This window comes from Pseudomonas sp. NY15364 (assembly GCF_048068235.1).
Taxonomy (GTDB): Bacteria; Pseudomonadota; Gammaproteobacteria; order Pseudomonadales; family Pseudomonadaceae; genus Aquipseudomonas; species Aquipseudomonas mendocina_D.
This window is the reverse complement of sequence record NZ_JBLUPX010000012.1, coordinates 102,053-123,412: the sequence shown is the minus strand read 5'-3', so window position 1 is coordinate 123,412 and position 21,360 is coordinate 102,053. Positions and strand designations below refer to the sequence as shown.

The 21,360-nt window shown below is 62.2% G+C and carries 20 protein-coding genes; 6 read left to right on the top strand and 14 right to left on the bottom strand.

What is annotated here, in order from left to right; all coding sequences use genetic code 11:
• Positions 1-115: 115 nt before the first annotated feature.
• Complete coding sequence (locus tag ACNFCJ_RS12705; RefSeq protein ID WP_416771688.1) at positions 116-973, top strand: NAD-dependent epimerase/dehydratase family protein; 858 nt, start codon at positions 116-118, stop codon at positions 971-973.
• Between the two features lie 19 nt (positions 974-992).
• Here the strand turns inward: ACNFCJ_RS12705 and ACNFCJ_RS12700 are convergent, their stop codons facing one another.
• From ACNFCJ_RS12700 to ACNFCJ_RS12675, 6 genes are all read right to left on the bottom strand, one after another.
• The gene (locus ACNFCJ_RS12700; RefSeq protein WP_343351420.1) at positions 993-1,724 is read right to left on the bottom strand and encodes a hypothetical protein; all 732 of its coding nucleotides are present in this window, start codon (positions 1,722-1,724) and stop codon (positions 993-995) included.
• 58 nt (positions 1,725-1,782) lie between these two features.
• The gene (locus ACNFCJ_RS12695; protein WP_106735135.1) at positions 1,783-2,163 is read right to left on the bottom strand and encodes a RidA family protein; all 381 of its coding nucleotides are present in this window, start codon (positions 2,161-2,163) and stop codon (positions 1,783-1,785) included.
• 68 nt (positions 2,164-2,231) lie between these two features.
• A complete protein-coding gene (spoT, locus tag ACNFCJ_RS12690; protein ID WP_143507463.1) occupies positions 2,232-4,343 on the bottom strand; it encodes a bifunctional GTP diphosphokinase/guanosine-3',5'-bis pyrophosphate 3'-pyrophosphohydrolase in 2,112 nt (703 codons plus the stop codon).
• A gap of 63 nt (positions 4,344-4,406) precedes the next feature.
• Positions 4,407-4,670 (bottom strand): DNA-directed RNA polymerase subunit omega, encoded by a 264-nt coding sequence (gene rpoZ, locus ACNFCJ_RS12685; RefSeq protein WP_003242550.1) that lies wholly within the window; start codon positions 4,668-4,670, stop codon positions 4,407-4,409.
• 94 nt (positions 4,671-4,764) lie between these two features.
• A complete protein-coding gene (gene gmk, locus ACNFCJ_RS12680) occupies positions 4,765-5,382 on the bottom strand; it encodes a guanylate kinase (RefSeq protein WP_143507462.1) in 618 nt (205 codons plus the stop codon).
• 148 nt (positions 5,383-5,530) lie between these two features.
• Entirely contained in the window at positions 5,531-6,394 is an 864-nt protein-coding gene (locus ACNFCJ_RS12675) for a YicC/YloC family endoribonuclease (protein ID WP_416771684.1), read from the bottom strand.
• Positions 6,395-6,533: 139 nt separating this feature from the next.
• On the opposite strand from ACNFCJ_RS12675, the gene rph reads away from it, so the two are divergent.
• Positions 6,534-7,253, top strand: coding sequence for a ribonuclease PH (gene rph / locus ACNFCJ_RS12670; protein WP_041980407.1), 720 nt, complete (start codon positions 6,534-6,536; stop codon positions 7,251-7,253).
• Between the two features lie 27 nt (positions 7,254-7,280).
• Entirely contained in the window at positions 7,281-7,652 is a 372-nt protein-coding gene (locus ACNFCJ_RS12665) for a DUF4870 domain-containing protein (RefSeq protein WP_416771683.1), read from the top strand.
• Positions 7,653-7,855: 203 nt separating this feature from the next.
• Here the strand turns inward: ACNFCJ_RS12665 and ACNFCJ_RS12660 are convergent, their stop codons facing one another.
• Positions 7,856-8,635: an exodeoxyribonuclease III gene (locus ACNFCJ_RS12660; protein WP_017360498.1), complete on the bottom strand. Its 780-nt coding sequence runs from the start codon at positions 8,633-8,635 to the stop codon at positions 7,856-7,858.
• 80 nt (positions 8,636-8,715) lie between these two features.
• Here ACNFCJ_RS12660 and pyrE point away from each other — a divergent pair, with 80 nt between their 5' ends.
• Together pyrE and ACNFCJ_RS12650 are read left to right on the top strand one after the other, a co-directional pair.
• A complete protein-coding gene (gene pyrE / locus ACNFCJ_RS12655) occupies positions 8,716-9,357 on the top strand; it encodes an orotate phosphoribosyltransferase (RefSeq protein WP_003464595.1) in 642 nt (213 codons plus the stop codon).
• A gap of 20 nt (positions 9,358-9,377) precedes the next feature.
• Complete coding sequence (locus tag ACNFCJ_RS12650) at positions 9,378-9,980, top strand: DUF4124 domain-containing protein (protein ID WP_416771681.1); 603 nt, start codon at positions 9,378-9,380, stop codon at positions 9,978-9,980.
• An 11-nt stretch (positions 9,981-9,991) separates the two neighbouring features.
• On the opposite strand, the gene ACNFCJ_RS12645 is transcribed toward ACNFCJ_RS12650, so the two are convergent.
• From ACNFCJ_RS12645 to ltrA, 6 genes are all read right to left on the bottom strand, one after another.
• Positions 9,992-10,438 carry an acyl-CoA thioesterase gene (locus ACNFCJ_RS12645; protein WP_143507457.1) on the bottom strand — a complete coding sequence of 149 codons (447 nt, stop codon included), beginning with the start codon at positions 10,436-10,438 and terminating at the stop codon, positions 9,992-9,994.
• A 248-nt stretch (positions 10,439-10,686) separates the two neighbouring features.
• Complete coding sequence (argB, locus tag ACNFCJ_RS12640; RefSeq protein ID WP_416771679.1) at positions 10,687-11,592, bottom strand: acetylglutamate kinase; 906 nt, start codon at positions 11,590-11,592, stop codon at positions 10,687-10,689.
• A gap of 24 nt (positions 11,593-11,616) precedes the next feature.
• Positions 11,617-13,011 carry a phosphomannomutase/phosphoglucomutase gene (gene algC, locus ACNFCJ_RS12635; protein WP_416771703.1) on the bottom strand — a complete coding sequence of 465 codons (1,395 nt, stop codon included), beginning with the start codon at positions 13,009-13,011 and terminating at the stop codon, positions 11,617-11,619.
• A 1,235-nt stretch (positions 13,012-14,246) separates the two neighbouring features.
• Positions 14,247-14,702, bottom strand: coding sequence for a dUTP diphosphatase (gene dut, locus ACNFCJ_RS12630; RefSeq protein WP_024310042.1), 456 nt, complete (start codon positions 14,700-14,702; stop codon positions 14,247-14,249).
• Positions 14,703-14,704: 2 nt separating this feature from the next.
• Complete coding sequence (gene coaBC, locus ACNFCJ_RS12625; protein WP_416771676.1) at positions 14,705-15,913, bottom strand: bifunctional phosphopantothenoylcysteine decarboxylase/phosphopantothenate--cysteine ligase CoaBC; 1,209 nt, start codon at positions 15,911-15,913, stop codon at positions 14,705-14,707.
• Between the two features lie 207 nt (positions 15,914-16,120).
• A complete protein-coding gene (ltrA, locus tag ACNFCJ_RS12620) occupies positions 16,121-17,854 on the bottom strand; it encodes a group II intron reverse transcriptase/maturase (protein WP_416771674.1) in 1,734 nt (577 codons plus the stop codon).
• Positions 17,855-18,985: 1,131 nt separating this feature from the next.
• Here ltrA and radC point away from each other — a divergent pair.
• Positions 18,986-19,660: a RadC family protein gene (gene radC, locus ACNFCJ_RS12615; RefSeq protein ID WP_075750716.1), complete on the top strand. Its 675-nt coding sequence runs from the start codon at positions 18,986-18,988 to the stop codon at positions 19,658-19,660.
• A gap of 85 nt (positions 19,661-19,745) precedes the next feature.
• On the opposite strand, the gene ACNFCJ_RS12610 is transcribed toward radC, so the two are convergent.
• Positions 19,746-21,323 (bottom strand): ABC transporter substrate-binding protein, encoded by a 1,578-nt coding sequence (locus ACNFCJ_RS12610; protein ID WP_416771673.1) that lies wholly within the window; start codon positions 21,321-21,323, stop codon positions 19,746-19,748.
• Positions 21,324-21,360 lie beyond the last annotated feature (37 nt).

The window sequence follows — 21,360 nt, the reverse complement described above, 5'->3', positions numbered from 1 at the left end:
AAACTATCTCGCCTTTGGCGTGTGCATCGCCCTACCACCGGCGTCCATGCGCTGCGCTGACGGCTGCAAACGGCCTGTTACACTGCGCCGTCGCCTAGAAGTCGTGGAGAAAAGCATGTCGGGATGCAACAGCTTGCTGATTGCCGGATGCGGGGATGTCGGTACCCGTCTTGGTCTGCGTATGGCCGAACAGGGCTGGCGCGTGCTGGGCATGCGCCGCAACGTGGCCGCATTGCCAGCTGCCATCGAACCGTTGGCGGGCGACCTGCATGCCGATGCTTGTCCGCCGGATTGGCCGCAGGGACCCCTGGATTATTTGGTGTATTGCGCGGCGGCCATCCAGCACGACGAAGCGGGCTATCGCGCCGCTTATGTCGATGGCCTGCGCCGTGTGCTGGGCTGGCTGGCGCAGCATGGCCAGCGACCACGGCGCATCCTGTTCGCCTCCAGCAGCGGGGTATATGGGCAGCAGGAGGGCGAATGGATCGACGAAGATTCTCCGGCCGAGGCCCAGAGTTTCTCTGCGGTGATCATGCGTGAGGCCGAGCGCGTCGCGCTGGACAGTGGCCTGCCGGCGACCACGGTACGCTTGACCGGCCTTTATGGCCCCGGCCGTGAGTGGTTGCTGAGCCAGGTGCGTGGTGGCTATCGCGTTAGCGAGACGCCGCCGCTGTACGGCAACCGCATTCATGTCGATGATGCAGCGGGGCTGCTCGCAACGCTGCTAAAGGCCGACGCCGCTGGCGTGCTCCTGGCCGATTGCTACCTGGGCGTCGACGATGAACCGGCGCCACTGCACGAGGTAGTAGGTTGGCTGCGTGGGCAACTGAGCGTCAGCCACTGGAGTGACGAGCAGCGCGTGCGCCGCGCCGGCAGCAAGCGTTGCAGCAATGCCCGCGCTCGCGCGCTGGGTTGGACGCCGCAGTATCCCAGTTACCGCGAGGGCTATGCGGCGATCCTGCGGGACCAATGAAAAGTCAGGCCTGCACTGATCAGCGGCGTTTGAGTAACCAACGTTGTGGGCCGGGCTGGTACTCGGGCATTTCGTCGAACTGGGCACGGTTCTGTGCTTCGAAGATGCGCAGCTGATTGCCTTCATGCACGAATAGCCAGGGGCTACCCTGGTCGCCAGCCTGCAGCCAGAGGCTGTCATGTTCGCCGCTCATGGCCGCGCAGTCCCCCGCCAAACACAGGGCGAAGCGTTCGGCGCCGGGCAGGCCCTGCACCTGGCCGTCGCTATTGAAGCGCACCAGGCCGCCCTGACCCAAACCTTCTTCGATCAGCCACTCGCCGCCCAGGTAGTCGCGGTACAACGCCTGTTCAAAGCTGCTGCCCAGGGCCCTGGGTTCGCTGGGGTTGTCGACGCGGGTAAAGTGCTGCTCGGGCCAGTATTCGCTGGTGATCTGCACCAGTTCGCCATTCTGCATGGCGAGCTGCTCGTTGTAATCACCGTAGAAGGTCACCTGCCAGCGCCCCTCTCCAGCACTCTGCAGCCTGCCCTCGGCCAGCTCGAAGCCATTGCTGTAGCTGGCCTGCTGCCGCTCGGGGGCGATGTGCCATTCGAGGTTGGGGCCGTAGGCGAGCAGGGCTTCGCGCAGGCGACCGCTTTCGCGGGCGGCATCGATGGCTGCCTGGTTGATCCAGGTTCCGCTCGGGTCGTTGTTGGGCTTACTGGCACAGCCGGCCAGCAGGGCCGCGCAGAGCAGCAGGGGAAGCAGACGCATGGCGATCTCCATGCTGGGAGGGGAGGGAAGAGCGGGGCCTCAGGCCCCGCTGCGGCGCTTATTCCAGAACCAGAATAGCGTCCATTTCCACCAGCGAACCACGCGGCAGAGCGGCAACACCGATGGCGGCACGAGCCGGGTAGGGTTGTTCGAAGTAGCGGCCCATGATCTCGTTGACCTTAGCGAAGTGCGAGAGGTCGGTGAGGAAGATGTTCAGCTTGACGATGTCCTTGAACGAACCGCCGGCGGCTTCGGCAACGGCCTTGAGATTCTCGAACACCTGCACGGTCTGTGCTTCGAAGCCTTCGACCAGCTCCATGCTCACCGGGTCCAGTGGGATCTGGCCGGACATGTAGACGGTGTTGCCGGCCTTGATGGCTTGGGAGTAAGTGCCGATGGCGGCTGGGGCTTTGTCGCTGGTGATGACGGTCTTGCTCATGAATCGCTCCTTGTGAGAACTGGCTGGGTCGAGCGCCCAGTCTACAGACTGGAAACAGGGGAATTGTGTCAGGCGCGTACTCGGGTGATACGCATCACGCCCTTGAGGGCGCGCAGTTTCTTGATCACGCGGGCCAGGTGCACACGGTCATGCACGCTGACCACCAGTTGCACGACGCTGATGCGGCCGTCGCGTTCGTCCATGCTGATCTTCTCGATGTTGCCATCGGCCGCGTTGACGCTGCCGGCCAGCAACGCGATCAGGCCGCGCTGGTGCTCCAGCTCGACGCGCAGCTCGACGTTGAACTCGCCGGTGACATCCTTGGCCCAGTTGAGCTGGATGCATTTTTCCGGGTTGTGGCGGATGTCGACGATGTTCCGGCACGTCTCCATGTGCACCACCATGCCCTTGCCGGCGGACAGGTAGCCGACGATGGGGTCGCCTGGGATTGGCGTACAGCACTTGGCGTAGCTCATCACCAGGCCTTCGGTGCCGCGAATCGCCAGCGGGCCCTCGCTGCTCGGCAGGGTCTCGTCGCCGCTCTCGGCCAGCAGGCGGCGGGCGACGACATAGGCCATGCGGTTGCCCAGGCCGATATCTTCGAGCAGGTCCTCGATGACCTCCTGGCGGTATTCGCCGAGCACTGTCTGAATGCGCTCGGGGGAAATCTTCTCCAGGTGCGTATCGAAGCTGGCCAGCACCTTGTTCAGCAGGCGTTCGCCGAGGTTGATGGATTCGGAGCGGCGCTGCTGCTTGAGGGCGTGGCGGATGTGCGTGCGCGCCTTGCCGGTGACCACGAAGTTGAGCCAGGCCGGATTCGGGCGCGCGCCCGGTGCAGTGACTATTTCCACCGTCGAGCCGCTTTCCAGCGCTTGCGATAGCGGCGCCAGGCGACGATTGATGCGACAGGCGATGCAGGTGTTGCCGACGTCGGTGTGCACTGCATAGGCGAAGTCGACCGCGGTGGAACCTTTGGGCAGCTCCATGATGCGGCCCTTGGGCGAGAACACGTAGACCTCGTCCGGAAACAGGTCGATCTTCACGCTTTCGATGAATTCCAGCGAGTTGCCGGCGCGTTGCTGCAGCTCCAGCACGCCTTTGACCCATTGGCGCGCGCGGGCGTGGTTGCCCTTGGGCGCTTCATCCTCGTTGGACTTGTACAGCCAGTGCGCGGCGATGCCGTTGTTGGCCATCTCCTCCATCTCGCGGGTGCGGATCTGGATCTCGATGGGCACACCGTGCATCCCGAACAGCGTGGTGTGCAGCGACTGGTAGCCGTTGGCCTTGGGAATCGCGATGTAATCCTTGAAGCGCCCGGGTAACGGCTTGTACAGGTTGTGCACGGCGCCGAGTACGCGGTAGCAGGTGTCGACCTTGTCGACGATGATGCGGAAGGCGTAGACGTCCATTATCTCGTTGAACGCCTTACGTTTGCCGCGCATCTTCTGGTAGATGCTGTAGAGGTGCTTCTCGCGGCCGATCACTTCGCCTTCCATGCCCTCGCGTTGCAGGCACATCTGGATCGATTCCTCGATCTTGGCGACGATTTCCTTGCGGTTGCCCCGAGCGCGGCGCACAGCGGCGCGAATGCGCTCGGAGCGCATCGGGTGCATGGCCTTGAAGCCCAGGTCCTCGAACTCCACGCGCATGTTGTGCATGCCCAGCCGGTTGGCGATGGGGGCGTAGATTTCCAGGGTTTCCTTGGCGATGCGCCGGCTCTTCTCGTGCGGCATGGCATCGAGGGTGCGCATGTTGTGCAGGCGGTCGGCGAGCTTGACCAGAATCACGCGGATGTCGCGGGCCATGGCCATGGCCATCTTCTGGAAGTTCTCGGCCTGCGCCTCGGCCTTGGTCTCGAAGTTCATCTGGGTCAGTTTGCTGACCCCGTCGACCAGTTCGGCCACGGTTTCGCCGAACTGCGCGTTGAGCGCTTCCTTGGCGATACCAGTGTCTTCGATGACGTCGTGCAGCATGGCGGCCATCAGGCTCTGATGATCCATGTGCATTTCAGCGAGGATGCTGGCCACGGCCAGCGGATGGGTCACGTAGGCTTCGCCACTGCGGCGGCGTTGGCCATCGTGCGCCTGTTCGGCGTAGAAGTAGGCTCGGCGTACCAGGTTGACCTGGTCATGGCCGAGATAGGCCGAAAGTCGGTCGGCGAGAGCGTCTATGCCAGCCATGGGAGACTCTCCCGTTGGCAGCTGTGGCCCTGCGCCGCGTGACTTCGACCCGGCATCATCGACTTACAGAGGCTCGTTGGCCTCTTCCTCGAAGGCAGCGAACAGCGGTTCTTCTTCGACGATGTCTTCCTGGGCGACGACTTCATAGTCCACCAGGCCGGCAGCGATTTCGCGCAGGGCAACTACGGTGGGCTTGTCGTTTTCCCAAGCCACTTTCGGCTCTTTGCCGCCGGTGGCCAGCTGGCGCGAACGCTTGGTCGCGAGCATGACCAGTTCGAAGCGGTTATCAACGTTGTCCAGGCAATCTTCGACGGTAACGCGAGCCATGGTGTTCCTCGTAACGTGTGCGGATAAGCTTGGCCCGAGCGGGCGAGCGGACTGAATAGTCTAAAAAATCACCAGCGACAATGGAAGCGCTGTTTTACGCCAGCAGTTCGCTGAGCAGGCCGGCATGGCGCTGTTGTTGCTGAGTTTGCGACAACTGGTTGCTGCGGAAGATGGCTTTCAGGTCGCTCAGGGCGTGGTTGAAGTCGTCGTTGATCACCAGGTAGTCGTACTCGACGTAGTGGCTCATTTCGCTGACTGCTTCGCGCATGCGCCGCTCGATGATCTCGCCGCTGTCCTGTCCGCGATTGGTCAGGCGGTGGCGCAGCGCTTCCTGGGTCGGCGGCAGGATGAAGATGGATTTGGCCTGCGGCATCAGCTTGCGCACCTGCTGCGCGCCCTGCCAGTCGATTTCCAGAATCAGGTCGAAGCCTTCGGCCAGCGTCTGCTCGACCCATTTCTGCGAAGTACCGTAAAGGTTATCGAATACCTGGGCATGTTCGAGGAACTCGCTGCGTTCGAGCATGGCGTTGAACTGCGCATGGTCGACGAAGTGGTAGTTCACCCCATCCACTTCGCCCGGGCGCATGGCGCGAGTGGTGTGCGAGACCGAAACGCGAATCTGCGCTTCGCTGTCGATCAGGGCCTTGACCAGGCTGGTCTTGCCGGCGCCGGAGGGTGCGGAAACGATGTAGAGGGTGCCGATGGTGGCCATTAGAGCTTCCTGAGCAAATCTTGGTGGGCGTGAAAACGTAGCGAGCGACGGCTAGGCAAGGCGAAATCAGGTGAGAAAGCGGAGTTTACGACGGTAAATGAGCATTTCGAACCTGATTTAAACGCGGTATAGCCTAGCGCAGCAGTTTTCACTCGATGTTCTGCACTTGCTCGCGCATCTGCTCGATAAGCACCTTGAGGTTGACCGCAGCCTGTGTGCTGCGTGTATCGAACGCCTTGGAGCCGAGGGTATTGGCCTCGCGGTTGAGTTCCTGCATGAGGAAGTCCAGGCGTCGCCCGGCAGCACCGCCGGCCTTGAGCACGCGGCGCACTTCGCTGACGTGGGTGCTGAGGCGATCCAGCTCCTCGGCCACGTCGCTCTTCTGCGCGAGCAGCACCAGCTCCTGCTCCAGACGTTGTGGATCGAGCTCGGCCTGCATCTCGGCGAAGCGGGTTTCGATCTTCTGGCGCTGGCCGGCGAGCATCTGCGGCACCAGTTCGCGCAAGGCGGCGACCTCGTCGAGGATGCTGTCGAGGCGCTCGTTGAGCAGCTTGGCCAGCTCGGCACCTTCGCGGGCGCGGCCGGCCTTGAGTTCGCCCAGCGCCTGGTCAAACAGCTTCAGTGCGGCAGCGTTGAGTGCCTGCGGGTCGGCCGAGTCGGCCACCAGCACGCCAGGCCAGGCCAGCACTTCCAGCGGGTTGAGCGGAGCCGGTTGCTGGATCAGTGCGGCGACCTGCTCGGCGGCGTTGATCAACTGATGCGCGCGCTCGCTGTCGACCTGCAGTTGCTTGCCGGCACTTTCTTCGGCGAAGCGCAGTGTGCATTCCACCTTGCCGCGCGACAGACCCTGGCGCAGTGCTTCGCGCACTGCGCCTTCCAGATCGCGGAAAGCTTCCGGCAGGCGCAGGTGCGGCTCGAGATAGCGATGATTGACCGAGCGCAACTCCCAGCTCAGGGTGCCGTGGGCGGTTGCCTGCTCGTTGCGGGCAAAGGCCGTCATGCTGTGAACCATGGGATACCTCGTGGAAGTCGGCTCGAAAAACGCAAGATTGTAGCGCAGTGAATCGACCCTACCCAATTCGGCATGTCGCCGCAGTCGCCCGGCCACTATAATGCGCACTGTTTTCACTTAATGAAGTAGGTATCGCTCGATGAAACGTCCCAGTGGCCGCGCCGCCGATCAGTTGCGCTCGATTCGCATCACCCGCAACTACACCAAGCACGCCGAGGGCTCTGTGCTCGTGGAGTTCGGCGATACCAAGGTGATCTGCACCGTCAGTGTCGAATCTGGCGTGCCGCGTTTCCTCAAGGGGCAGGGCCAGGGCTGGTTGACTGCCGAATACGGCATGCTGCCGCGCGCCACCGGCGAGCGTAACCAGCGCGAGGCCAGCCGTGGCAAGCAGGGTGGTCGTACCCTGGAAATCCAGCGCCTGATCGGTCGCTCGCTGCGCGCCGCGCTGGACATGAGCAAGCTGGGCGAGAACACCCTGTACGTCGACTGCGACGTGATCCAGGCCGACGGCGGTACCCGTACCGCATCCATCACCGGTTCCATGGTGGCGCTGATCGACGCCCTGAAAGTGCTGAAGAAGCGTGGCGCGCTGAAAGGTGAGCCGCTCAAGCAGATGATCGCTGCGGTGTCTGTCGGCATCTACCAGGGCGAGCCGGTGCTGGATCTGGATTACTTGGAAGATTCTGCCGCCGAGACCGATCTCAACGTGGTGATGACCAACGCCGGCGGCTTCATCGAAGTACAGGGCACAGCCGAAGGCGCGCCGTTCCAACCTGACGAGTTCAACGCCATGCTGGCGCTGGCGCAGAAGGGCATGAACGAGATCTTTGAACTGCAGAAGGCCGCTCTGGTCGACTGAAACCCGTAACGAGCAAGGAGCACCAGGATGAATGACGATATGCAAAACCCGCTGCCGACGCCAAGTCAGGAAGCGCGTCAGTGGGCCATGTTCTGTCACTTTGCCGCGTTTCTCGGCCTGGTGTTCCCTTTCGGTAATCTGCTCGGCCCGCTGATCGTCTGGCAGATCAAGAAGGATTTCGACCCCTTCGTCGATGCGCAGGGCAAGGAAGCGCTGAACTTCCAGATCAGCGTGGCGCTGGCCGCCGTGGTCTGTTTCATCCTGATGGTGGTGGTGATCGGCTTCCCGCTGCTGATGCTGCTGGGTCTGGCCGCGTTGGTGCTGACCATCATCGCCGGTATCAAGGCCAACGAAGGGCAGAACTATCGCTACCCCTTCAGTTGGCGTTTGGTGAAGTAAACCCGTGCGTACTTAATCGGCACTAAATCTAGTGCCGATCAGGCAAGTTCCCGTAGCCGCTTTTCGTAGGAGCCCCGCCCCGGGGCGAAGTCTTTCAAGTGCGCGCCGCCCTTGTTCGCGGCGGGGCGCCGCTCCTACAAATCCGCTGCGCCGACATGCTAATGACGGGCGTTAGGCGCTAAGCCTGCGCTCCTGCCTGTCGATCAGACGCTGAGAATCCAGTCGTAATCGACGATCAGCGGCGCATGCTGAGAGAAGCGCGGCTGGCGCGGCAGGCGCGCACTGCGGACGCTGCGGCGCATGCCCGGCGTGAGCAGTTGGTAGTCGAAGCGATAGCCCAGGTTAAGCATTTCCGCCTGCTCGTTATCCGGCCACCAGCTGAACTGGTCGCCTTCACGGCTGACTTCGCGCAGGGCATCGACATAACCCATGTTGCCAACCACCTCATCCATCCAGGCGCGTTCGGGCGCCAGGAAGCCTGGTGATTGCTGGCAGTCGCGCCAGTTCTTCACATCCATCTTCTGGTGCGCTACGTGCAGCGAGCCGCAGTAGATGTACTCGCGACGCTTGCGCCGTTGCTTGTCCAGATAATGGGTGAAGTCGTCCATGAACTTGAATTTCTGATTCAAGCTTTCGTCACCGTCCCGCCCACTGGGCAGAAGCAGGGTGGCGATGCTGACTTTGTCAAAATCTGCCTGCAGGTAGCGCCCGTAGCGATCGGCCATCTCGAAGCCGAGGCCGCTGATCACCGCCTTGGGTTGCAATCGCGAGTAGAGTGCCACGCCACCTTGGCTGGGCACTTCACCGTCGCATGCATAGAGGAAATAACCATCCAGCTGGAAGGCTTGGTCGTCCATTTCAAAGGCAGAGGCACGGGTGTCTTGCAGGCAGATCACGTCGGCATTCTGGGCTTGCAGCCAACTGAGCAAACCTCGCTCGGCCGCAGCCTGAATACCATTCACGTTCACACTGATGATCCGCATAAATGGCCCCCAAAAACACATGCATGTATGATACCCGAGCTCACCTCATTTAGCTAAATCCGTGCCGTCCGGGACTTTTCATGCAAGCGTACCAGCGCGATTTCATTCGTTTTGCCATCGAGCGCGGGGTTCTGCGTTTTGGCCAGTTCACCCTCAAGTCCGGGCGCACCAGCCCCTATTTCTTCAACGCCGGCCTGTTTGACAGCGGTCTGGCGTTGGCGCAGCTGGGGCGTTTCTACGCGGCGGCAATCGTCGACAGCGGCATTGATTTTGACGTGCTGTTCGGCCCGGCCTACAAGGGCATTCCGCTGGCGGCGACCACTGCCGTGGCGCTGGCCGAGCATCATCAGCGCGATCTGCCCTGGTGCTTCAACCGCAAGGAAGCCAAGGATCATGGCGAAGGCGGCACCCTGGTCGGTGCGCCACTCAAGGGCCGTGTGTTGATCGTCGATGATGTGATCACCGCCGGTACCGCGATCCGCGAAGTGATGCAGATCATCCAGGGCCAAGGCGCACAGGCTGCCGGCACCTTGATCGCGCTGAACCGTCAGGAGCGGGGCCAGAGCGAGCTTTCGGCGATTCAGGAGGTCGAGCGGGACTTCGGTATGCCCGTAGTGAGCATCGTGTCACTCGAACAGGTACTGGAGTATCTGGCAGAGGATGCTGAACTGAAGCAATATCTGCCGGCCGTCGAAGCCTATCGCGCCGAATATGGAATCTAGCCCTAGTACAAGGTAGTCCTATGCCTGCACCGCGCCTGACTCGCTGTACGCTGCTCTTTAGCCTGCTGCTGCCATTGTCGGGGGGCGCGGCTGAACTCTATCGTTACGTCGATGACAAGGGCGTAACCGTGCTCAGCCGTCAGGGTGTGCCGCCGGAATTCATCGGCAAGGGCTATCAAGTGCTCAATGATCAGGGGCGTGTCGTGCGGGTGATCCCGCCGGCCCCGACGCCTGAGGAGTTCGCCCGCATGCAGGCGGACAAGGCACGCGCCAGCAGCGATGCTCAATTGCTGCGGCTGTACACCAATCTTGATGATGTCGACCGTGCCCGCGAGCGCAAGCTGGCCGAGCTCGACAGCGTCACCAGTGTCGCTCGCGGCAACCTGCAGTCGGTGCGTACCCAGCAAGCCAACCTGCAGAGCCAGGCCGCCGACCACGAGCGTGCCGGGCGCCAGGTGCCGGAGCATTTGCTGGCGCAGATCAATAACCTCAAGGAAGAGCAGCAGCGTCTGCAGCGCGATATCGCCCGCTACAAGGAAATCCGCACTCAAGCCGAGGCTGGTTTCGCCGCTGATCGCGCGCGCTTGGCCGAGTTGTTTGGCGAACCGCAGAAAAAGCCCTAGGGCTTAGCTATTCAGCCTTGCGGTTGAGTCTTCTCGAAACTCCCGATCTTTTCCCTGAGCCACTGCGGCAGCGGTGCGCTGCTGCGTGTCGCGCCGTCTGCGTGAACATAGACGATTTCGCCGCTGGTCAGCAGCTCGCCGTCGCGCCAGATGCCGAGCGCAAAGGTCAGGCTGGATCGGCCCAGACGCGCGCTGCGGATGCCGATCTGCAGTTGGTCGTCGAAGCGCGCCGGAGCACGGTATTCGAGCAAGGTGCGGATTGCGAAAAAATCGCCGCCGTCCTGTGCCAGGTCACCGGGGTAGGCGACTCCCAGCGCACGGAAGTATTCGGTGATGGCCACGTCGGCGTAGGTCAGGTAGTGGCCGTTGAAGACGATGCCTTGCGGATCGACTTCGGCCCAGCGCACGCGTAAGGCGTGGAAGAAACTGAACTGGCTGGGTTCGGGCAAGCTGCTCATGGGGGTTCCTTGTCAGGGGTACCTGGTGAGCGTGCATGTTGAGGAGGGTTGCGGCAAGTTCGAGTCGGTGTGCGGATGGCTTGCGATAAGGCCGCTCGATGGTTTGGGTAGGGTGCGCTATGCGCACCGTTCGGGTCGCCATGCGTGCATGCATGGGGGATTCATGGTGCCCACTTCCCTCTCCCGCCCTGCGGGCACCCTCTCCCGGAGGGAGAGGGGCATCAGAAAGCCGCGTTCGCGGCTTGCCTTTAGGGGCGTTTGCGGTTGCTGATCATGGTGCCGTTGCCGATATCGGTGAAGATCTCCAGCAGTACGGCATTGGGTACACGGCCATCGATGATGTGCGAGCTGGTCACGCCACCCTGTACCGCTTCCAGGGCGCATTTGATCTTCGGCAGCATGCCGCCGTAGATGGTGCCGTCGGCGATCAGTTCGTTGACCTGCTCGGTGTTCAGGCCGGTGAGTACCTGGCCCTGTTTGTCCATCAGGCCGGCGATATTGGTCAGCAGCATCAGCTTCTCGGCTTTCAGCGCTTCGGCCACCTTGCCGGCTACCAGGTCGGCGTTGATGTTGTAGGACTCACCGCTCGGGCCGACGCCGATGGGCGCGATGACCGGGATGAAATCGCCCTTGACCAGCATGTTCAGCAGGTCGGTGTTGACCCCGGTGACCTCGCCGACATGACCGATATCGATGATTTCCGGTTGGGTCATTTCAGGCGTCTGCCGGCTGACCGTGAGCTTCTTGGCGCGGATCAGGCAGGCGTCTTTGCCGGTCAGGCCGATGGCGCTGCCGCCATGCTGGTTGATCAGGTTGACGATGCTCTTGTTGACCTGCCCTCCCAGCACCATTTCCACCACGTCCATGGTGGCGGTGTCGGTCACGCGCATGCCGTCGATGAAGTGACTCTCGATGGACAGGCGTTTGAGCAGATCACCGATCTGCGGCCCACCACCGTGCACCACCACCGGGTTGATGCCGACAGCCTTCATCAGCACGATGTCGCGGGCGAAGCCCTGCTTGAGCTCCTCGCTTTCCATGGCGTTGCCGCCGTACTTGATCACCAGGGTCTTGCCGACGAAGCGGCGGATATAGGGCAGGGCTTCGGACAGTACCTTGGCAACTTGGGCAGCGGCGTCACGCTCGAGGGTCATGCAGGGGCTCCTGGAACAAATCGGTCAAAAGGGCAGTTGCAGGTCGGGGGCGACCTTGAGCAGTTGTGCGCGGAACACGTCCTGGATGCGCTCCAGCTCTTCCTGGGTGTCGGCCTCGAAGCGCAGCACCAGCACCGGTGTGGTGTTGGAGGCGCGGATCAGGCCCCAGCCCTTGGGGTAGTCGACGCGTACACCGTCGATGCTGGTGATGTTCGCCTCGCCCCATTGGCCTTCACGCTGCAGGCGCTCGATCATGCCGAACTTGGTCTGCTCGGTAACCTTGATGTTGATTTCCGGTGTGGAAATGTCGCTGGGGAAGGCACTGAACACCTGCTCGGCGTTGCGTTTTTCGAGGCTGAGAATTTCCAGCAGACGGGCAGCGCTGTAGATACCGTCGTCGAAACCGTACCAGCGCTCCTTGAAGAAGATGTGACCGCTCATCTCGCCGGCCAGCAGGGCACCGGTTTCCTTCATTTTCTTCTTGATCAGCGAGTGGCCGGTCTTCCACATCACCGGGCGACCACCGTAGCCGCTGATCAGCGGGGTCAGGCGACGGGTGCATTTGACGTCGAAGATGATGTCGGCGCCGGGGTTACGCGAGACCACGTCCTTGGCGAACAGCATCAGCAGGCGGTCGGGGTAGACGATGTTGCCGGTGTTGGTCACCACGCCGACACGGTCGCCGTCGCCGTCGAAGGCCAGGCCCAGGTCGGCGTTTTCCGCTTTGACGCGGGCGATCAGGTCGACCAGGTTCTCCGGCTTGCCCGGGTCCGGGTGGTGGTTGGGGAAGGTGCCGTCCACTTCGCAGAACAGCGGAATCACGCTGCAACCCAGGGCTTCGATCAGTTGCGGGGCGATCACGCCTGCGGCGCCGTTGCCGCAGTCGACCACTATGCGCAGCGGCTTGGCCAGGGCGATATCGTCGCGAATGGTCTTGAAGTAGCGCGGCAGCACGTCGACCTGCTGCACGCTGCCGACGCCTGTGGCCAGGTCGTTGTTGTCCAGGCGGGTCTTCAGCGCGAGGATCTGCTCGTTGGCCAGGGTATCGCCGGCGATGATGATCTTGAAGCCGTTGTAGTCCGGTGGATTGTGGCTGCCAGTGAGCATCACGGCCGAACGGCCTTCCAGCACGTTGGCGGCGAAGTACACCACGGGGGTCGGCACCATGCCGATATCGGTGACTTCGCAGCCGCAGTCGAGCAGACCTTGTACCAGTTGCTGCAGCAGTTCCGGGCCGGAGAGGCGGCCGTCACGGCCGACGATGACCTTGGGCTCGCCCTGAGCCAGGCTCTGCGAGCCGATGGCACGGCCGATCCAGTAGGCGTATTCGGCGGTCAGGGTGTCGCCCACTACGCCACGGATGTCGTAGGCGCGGAAAATATCGGCGGGAAGTTTCGGGGCGCTTTGGCTCGTGCTCATTGCGGGGCTCTGCTCCAGTCCCAGGAGATCCTGGTCTTCATCGAGAATGTCGATATCGAGGATATCGGTGTCCTGAAACAGCGGGTCGACCATCTCGGCTGGCTTGGCTGCCGGCTGAGCGGCGGGGGCCGCGGCTGTTCCTTTAGTGGGGGTGCTGCTGCCTTCAGGGCTGTTGCGGCGCGGCAATCGCGCCAGGCTTTGAGCCAGCGCATCGAGCGCCGGAATGCTGAGGCTGAAGGCTTTGACGTTCTTACCCGCAGAGAGTTCTTTGAGCATTTGCCCAAGCTGCTGGGCGTCGAGATTGACGCGCCGCTGCAGCGCGCCCTGAACCAGGATCATGCCGATCAGGGCGCCGCCCACTGCAAGCAGGAACGCGAGACCGAGCATTGCCGGAGCGATGCTGCCTTGAGTCAGGCTGGGGCCGGGGGTGAAGCTGATCTTCCAGTAAGGGTTGCCGGTAGAGAAGGTCTGCGCAGCGGCGGCGTCGCCTGCCTGGCCGCGCTGTAGGAGCACCTGTGCCGGCGTGTTGGCGAACTGCTGCACCAGCTGCACCTGGCCATACTCGGCGGGTAGCGCCGGCACAGCTGCGAGTACGCGCTGCAGGTCGAAGGCCAGCAGCAGCGTACCCTGTGCCGGCTGGCTCTCACTCAGGCGTAGCGCCACGGCGCTATAGGCCAGCCAGCGCTCACCCACACGATAGGCTTCGGTGGCGGCTTGCTGACCGCTTTCAGTGCGGCGCAGCATATCCAGACCGGCGAAGTTCATCGGCGCGGCACGGGAGGTGTTCTGTACCGCTTCGCCGCGGCGATTAAGGTGGGCATCGATCACGCCGTCCCAGTAGCCCAGGCGCCGTTCGGCTTCGCTGACCCGCAGGTTGTCGCCGCTCTGCAGTGCTTGCAACAGCTCAGGGTTGCGAGCCGCGGCGAGGCTGTCGGCCTGCAATTGCTTGAGCGCCTGCTGCACGGCAGCGGCCTGGCCGGTGCCGATGGCCTGCACCAGCTCTGTCTGGCGTGCCTGGCTGCTGCTGTTGTCGGTAAACCACAGTAGCGCGGCGCCTGCGGCCCCGCCGATCAGGGCAGCCAGTAGGCCGGGTAGCAGTGCGCCCAGCGAGGGGTTCGCCGTTTTGCCCTTGGGCTTGCTCGGCACCAGGCTGGCAGCCGTGTCGGCTTCCTTGGCAGTACGCTTGAAGAGTTTCACGTGGGTGCTCCTCGGCGGGTCGTCCTGTGGGGTGTGAATCAGTGGCTACCGGAGTGGCCGAAGCCGCCAGCACCACGTTGGGTTTCGTCGAACTGCTCGACCAGCTCGAAATGCGCCTGCACCACCGGTACCAGCACCAACTGCGCGATGCGCTCACCGATGGCGATGGTGAACGGCGTCTGGCCGCGGTTCCAGCACGACACCATCAGCTCGCCTTGGTAGTCCGAGTCGATCAGGCCGACCAGATTGCCGAGCACGATGCCGTGTTTGTGGCCCAGGCCCGAACGCGGCAGGATCATCGCCGCCAGGCCTGGATCGCCGATGTAGATCGACAGGCCGGTGGGGATCAGCACGGTCTGGCCCGGCTCGAGGACGATGTCTTCCTTGAGCATGGCACGCAGGTCGAGGCCGGCAGAGCCAGGCGTGGCGTATTGCGGCAGCGGGAATTCCTGGCCGAGGCGAGGATCGAGGATCTTGGCTTGCAGAGCGTGCATGGTCAGTTCTTGTTCAGTCGTTCGGCGATAAGGGTGATCAACTGGCGGGCGATCTTGCCCTTGCTGGTCTGGGCGAAGCTGAATTGCTGCAGCCCGCGGTCGATCACGGTGATGGCGTTCTCTTCACTATTGAAGCCGATGCTGGGGTTGGCCACATCATTGGCGACGATCAGATCGAGATTTTTGTCGCGCAGCTTGCGCGAGGCGTATTCGAGCAGGTTCTCGGTCTCGGCGGCGAAGCCCACGCTGAACGGGCGATCCTCGCGGCCGGCGATGGTGGCGAGAATATCCGGGTTGCGCACCATTTGCAGGAGCATCCCTTCACCGCTGCTAGGGTCTTTCTTCAATTTGTGCTGGGCGACCACTTCTGGTCGGTAGTCGGCGACTGCGGCAGCGGCGATCAGCACGTCGCAGGGCATGGCGGCTTCGCAGGCCGCGAGCATGTCGCGGGCGCTGACCACGTCGATGCGGCTGACGCGATCCGGCGTTGGCAGGTGCACCGGGCCGCTGACCAGGGTCACGCGGGCACCGGCTTCGGCGGCGGCCTCGGCCAGGGCGAAGCCCATCTTGCCGGAGCTGTGGTTGGTGATGTAGCGCACCGGGTCGATGTTTTCCTGGGTCGGGCCGGCGGTGATCAATATGTGCAGGCCGTCCAGTGCCTGGCGCTGGAAGCAGTCGGCGGCCAATTGGGCGAGATCGGTGGGTTCGAGCATACGGCCGAGGCCAACATCACCGCAGGCCTGGCTGCCGGAGGCCGGGCCGAACACGCGCATGCCGCGATTTTGCAGCAGTTCGAGGTTGGCCTGGGTGGCTGCGTCGCGCCACATGGCCTGGTTCATCGCCGGAGCCAGGGCAATCGGCGCATCGGTAGCCAGCACCAGCGTGGTCAGCAGGTCGTTGGCCACGCCCTGGGCCAGGCGCGCGATCAGGTCGGCGGTGGCTGGAGCGATGAGGATCAGATCGGCCCAGCGCGCCAGCTCGATATGGCCCATCGCGGCTTCGGCGGCGGGGTCGAGCAGGTCGAGGTGCACAGGGTGGCCGGACAGGGCCTGCAGGGTCAGCGGGGTGATGAACTCGCGTCCGCCCTGAGTCATCACCACGCGGACTTCGGCGCCTTGATCCTTGAGTCGGCGAACCAGTTCGGCGCTCTTGTAGGCAGCAATACCGCCCCCGACGCCGACGATGATGCGTTTGCGATACAGCCGCTGCATAGGCTTGCCTTTTATAAACCGGTGGATGTGCGCCACGTGACCAACGCCTCCCCAGGCCGGCCCCGTGTAAAGTCGGGTAGGGATAGGCCATTGCTGGCCGATCCCCCCCTAAGAACCGTACGTGCGGCTTTCACCGCATACGGCTCAAGCCTACGTGAAACCAAGTAGCTTGGCCGGCAACGTACGGAGGTGCGTCGGATTCTACAGCTATAAACCGCTAAACCGTAGCGGTGTATCTTTTTGCTGGCTATGAAGCCGCGCGTGGCAGTTTGGATGAAGCAATACGCGGTTTTGCAGATTGTCCGAACCGCCGTCCACACGTCTTATGACGTGATGGTCATGCCATCCGGTTTCCTTGCTCACCGCTTGCCCACACGAGGCGCAAACACCCCGCTGTCTGCGGAAGAGGCTGAGAATTTGTCCTCGATAACGCAGCTTGTGCTGCATTCGCTGGACTCTCAGTGCCTCCCACTTCAGTTCGTGTTCCGCGTCGTAGGGGTTGTAGTCCCCCGGAAGACGTTTGTGGCGCACGATTGCGGTTCCCGCCAACAGGTATAGCCGGCGGTACTGCTTTTCTCCCTTACCATTCTTGTAGGGGTACGCGAACACCCAGCTCTGCCCGCCTATGGATCGGAAGTATTTATTCCTGATCCAGTCAGCTGACTTCCTCGGATGCCTACGCTTCACCCACCTCCAGATTCGCCAAAAGATCAGGTGATCCAGCTTGCTGAAGGTTTCCTTTGCCACGACCGGGGAGTGGTATTGTGCCCACCCCTTCAGTACCGGGTTCAGTTGGCCGATCAACGCTTCCTGCGTCAGTGCCCCACTACTTTTGATGATCTCGCGCACCTTCCGATACAACGCCGAGGCGTTCTTCTTCGAGGGCTTGATCAGCAGCTTGGCCTTCCTGCGTGGTGACTTCGGCACGTACTTCCTGAAATTCCACCCCAAGAAATCGAATCCCTGGTGAATGTGCGTGATGCGCGTTTTCTCCCGAGATAACTCAACCCCTCGTACTGACAGGAATTGCTCTACCCAGGGCTTGACCTCTTCCTCCAGCAGCTCTTTCGAAGCCGCCAGGATCACGAAGTCGTCCGCATACCGTACACACTGCACCTTGGTCTTCTCGGCCTTCTTGATGCCTAGCTTCTTCGCCAGATGACGTTTCAGCTGAGTTTCCAGACCGTTCAGAGTGGCATTGGCCAGACAGGGCGAAATAATTCCACCCTGCGGCGTCCCGGCTTCCGTTGCCATGAGTTGTCGCCGGTCGATGACCCCGGCTCTCAACCATTTGCGCAGCACCTTCGTGTCCATCGGGACATTTCGGCACAGCCACTCGTGATTGATGTTGTCGAAGAAGCCTTTGATGTCCCCCTCCAGAATCCAGGTCGGCGCCACGGTGGGCGACAACAGGTGGAAGAGTTCAACCATGGCGTCAGCGGTCGAGCGGTCAGGCCGGAAGCCATAACTTTTCGGATCGCTGGTGCTTTCTATTACAGGCTCCAACGCTTGCAGATACAGCGCTTGCATGGCCCGATCCAACATCGTCGGGATACCCAGTGGGCGCTTTTCCTGCTTGCCGGGCTTCGGTATCCAGACCCGCCGTAGCGGTTTGGGCCGATAGCCTCGTTGTTTCGACAGACGTTTCACGGCATGGAACTTGGCTAGGGGCGTACCCCAGGTTTCTCCATCGACGCCCGGAGTCTTGCGACCCCGGTTCTCCGTGACTCGCCTTACAGCCAAGCAGCGGCCGTAAAACGAGCGAGTCAGCATCCGTTGCAGGCGTTTAACCCTGCGCCAGTTACCTTCCCGTGTTGCCTGCGCAATCTTCAGCTGCGTTCTCCGAACGGATTGTTGAACTTTGGCCCAATCGAGATCGTGCCAGTTCGCCCCTCCGCCTGAGGACGCAGACGCTTCCGGTGTTGCTGGTTGCGTTTTCATACAGTCCTCCCGAGATGAACGACACTCAGGACGGACTACTCCCCTATGGGCAGTAGTTCGCCCATAGGGTCGTTTTTGGTTATCGCTGGAATCAGCGGCTGTTTTTGCGCTCGTAGACCAGATGCACGTCAGCCAGAGTTATCCCCTGCCGGTAATGTTCCAACCGGTATGCCACCCGTTACAGGCGACCGTTCGCTTCTTGCATCCTCCCATTCCCCACACCCATCAGCGCCCCTTGCGGTTTGCCTGCCTGCCCGATGTTGCTGGGCAGGCGAGTGGTCGGGATTGCCACGTTCCCCGAGTCGCATCTATTCCCCGTTTAGGCTTCGTCTTTCCCCCGGTAGTCGTATTGGTACCGCAGCGCATCATCCCACTGCGCTGTCCGACTACTATGCCGATTTTGGCTAAGGCCAATAATTGCCGTAGGCCTATCCGTAGTTACGAAGGTTCAGGCGACGATTCACATGCGTTAGCCATGCGGGTTGGGTCATTAGCCTCGTTACGTCCGTGCAATTCGGACGTATAGCGTTCTCCGTCACCGGATAACACCCTCATAAGAGCGAGACATTGTTAATCGGGCTTCACACCCCAGGGTTGGCCCCTGACGCATGCCGATCTAATGAACTGGCAGGTACATGCCAGGCTCGGTACTTCCTATGCAAGCGAAGTTGAGCAATGCGATTCGGAGCTTTTCGCTCCGTGCTTGGTTCAACATCCCCCCAACGTCTCACGACGGTGAATTGGCTCACTGCCAGACTTGCGAGGATGAGTTCTGCCCGGAGGGCAAATTCACCCTCGGGTCAGACATTTTTAGTAACAATTCGGTGATAGCTGAACGTTACTGTCCTGTTTCTGTAACCGCTCATTGACCCATTTTAGGGTTTGAACAGATACAGCTTTTGTTATCCATCCCCGCCAAAACGAAGCGTTTCCAGGGTGTGGATTAACCAGGCTGAGCCGGTTTGTTGAATGCTTTTTCGGGCTTAAAACCCCCTGATAGCAAGGGATTAAGGTGCCTAGGCGCATTAACCAAACAAAGCACGACACGGTCAACGTGTCGCACAAGATGGGCTACGATAGCACAGCGCCCGCAGCGGAACAGCGGGCGCCTGGCTCAATAGGGAGGTGTACATGAGCATTCGTGACTGGCCCGCGGCAGAGCGCCCGCGGGAGAAATTGCTGGAGCAGGGGGCGGCCTCGCTGACCGATGCCGAACTGTTGGCGATCTTTCTGCGTACCGGAGTGACCGGCAAGAGTGCGGTGGACCTGGCGCGCTATCTGCTGAGCGAGTTCGGCAGCCTGAGAGCGCTACTCGAAGCCGATCTGGCTGGGTTCAGCCAACACCTTGGTCTGGGCCCGGCCAAGTACGCACAGCTACAGGCAGTGCTGGAGATGTCGCGGCGCCATCTGGCCGAGCGCCTGCGTCGTGACTCAGCGCTGGAAAGCCCGCAGGCCGTGCGCGATTACCTCAAGGCGCAACTGCGCCACGAACCGCACGAGGTATTCGGCTGCCTGTTTCTCGATGCCAAGCATCGGGTGTTGGCGTTCGAGGTGCTGTTTCGCGGCAGTATCGACAGTGCCAGCGTATATCCCAGGCAGGTGGTCAAGCGGGCGCTGGCCAACAATGCCGCCGCCGTCATCCTCACCCATAACCACCCATCGGGCGTGTCGGAACCCAGTCAGGCCGACCGCGTGCTGACTCAGCGGCTCAAGGATGCTCTGGCGCTGGTCGAAGTGCGCGTGCTCGACCACTTCATCGTTGGCGATGGTGAACCGCTGTCGATGGCCGAGCTGGGCTGGATGTAGCGGGGCGTAGGGCGGGTGCAACCCGCCGCATTGAGGGTGGCGGGTTGCACCGGTCCTACGTGTCGTATCCCACCACGATGGCGCCTTATGGTGCGATCTGCACTGAGGCGAAATCCTGTCGGCCGAATGGGCTGACCTTGTAACCCTGCACCTTCTCGCTGAGCAGGGCGAAGGCGGTCGGGTGGGCCAACGGCAGCCACAGCGCCTGCTCCTGAATGATCTGCTGCGCCTGGTGATAGAGGCGGCTGCGCTCGCTCTGGTCGCTGCTGGTCTTGCCATCGGCGATCAGCTTGTCCAGCGCCACATCGCAAAAACGGGCGAAGTTCAGACCTGACTCGACCGAGGCGCAGGAAAATTGCGGGGTGAGGAAGTTGTCCGGGTCGCCGTTGTCGCCGGCCCAGCCCATGAACAGCAGGTCATGTTCGCCGGCCTTGGCGCGGCGGATCAGTTCGCCCCACTCGATCACGCGGATTTCAGCGTCGATGCCGACCTTGGCCAGGTCTGCCTGCAGCAGTTGCGCGCCGAGGCTCGGGTTGGGGTTGAGCAGGCTGCCGCTGGGGCGCGTCCATATGGTGGTCTTGAAACCGTCAGCCAGGCCTGCCTCGGCCAGCAAGGCGCGTGCTTTTGCCGGCTCGTGCGCGTAGCCGGGCAGTTCGCTGGCGTAACTCCAGGTGTTCGGTGGGTAGGGGCCGTTGGCCGGCTCGGCGCTGCCTTCGAACACGGCCTTGACGTAGCTGGCCTTGTCGAACGCCAGGTTGATCGCCTGGCGCACCTGCGGCTTGTCCAGCGGCGTATGCTGGCTGTTGATGCCGACGAAGGCGGTCATGAAGGCGGCGGTCTGCGCGCTTTTCAGCTTGGCGTCGCCAGCGATGGCCTGCACGTCCTGCGGTTTCGGTGACAGGGCGATCTGGCATTCGCCGCGGCGCAGCTTCTGCAGGCGCACGTTGCTATCCGGGGTAATGGCGAAGATCACTCGGTCCACCCCCGGCTTGCCAGCGAAGTAGTCCGGGTTGGCGCGGTAGCGCACCACGGCATCCTTCTGGAAACGCTCGAAGACGAACGGACCGCTGCCCACCGGCGCGCTATTGAGCTTCTGCGGGGTGCCGGCGGCCATCAGCTTGTCGGCGTATTCGGCGGAATAGATCGAGGCGAAGCCCATGCTCAGGGTGGCGAGGAAGGTGGCGTCGCGGCGATTCAGGGTAATGCGCACGCTGTGGGCATCCGGCGCCTCGACCTTGGCGATCAGGCTGGGCCACTGCATCGATTGGGCGTGTGGGTAACCGCTGGCGGCCACCGCATGCCAGGGGTGCTGCTCGTCGAGCATGCGCTGGAAGCTGAACAGCACGTCCTGAGAACCGAGGTGGCGACTGGGCGTGAAGTCGGCGCTGTGGTGAAATTGCACGTCGTCGCGCAGCGTGAAGTCGTAGACCAGGCCGTCGGCGGAGATCGACCAGCTGCGCGCCAGGCTCGGCAGCAGCTTGCCTTGTTCGGCGTCGAATTCGACCAGGCGGTTCATCAGCATGTCTGCCGAGGCATTGGTAGTGGTCAGCGAGTTGTACTGCACCACGTCGAAACCCTCAGGGCTGGCTTCGGTGCATATGCTGAGGGTGGCAGCCTGGGTCAGGATCGGGGTGCACAGTAGAGCAGCGAGCAACAGGCGCATGGTGAGGTCCTCATTCCTGGCGTTGACGGCAAGCTTG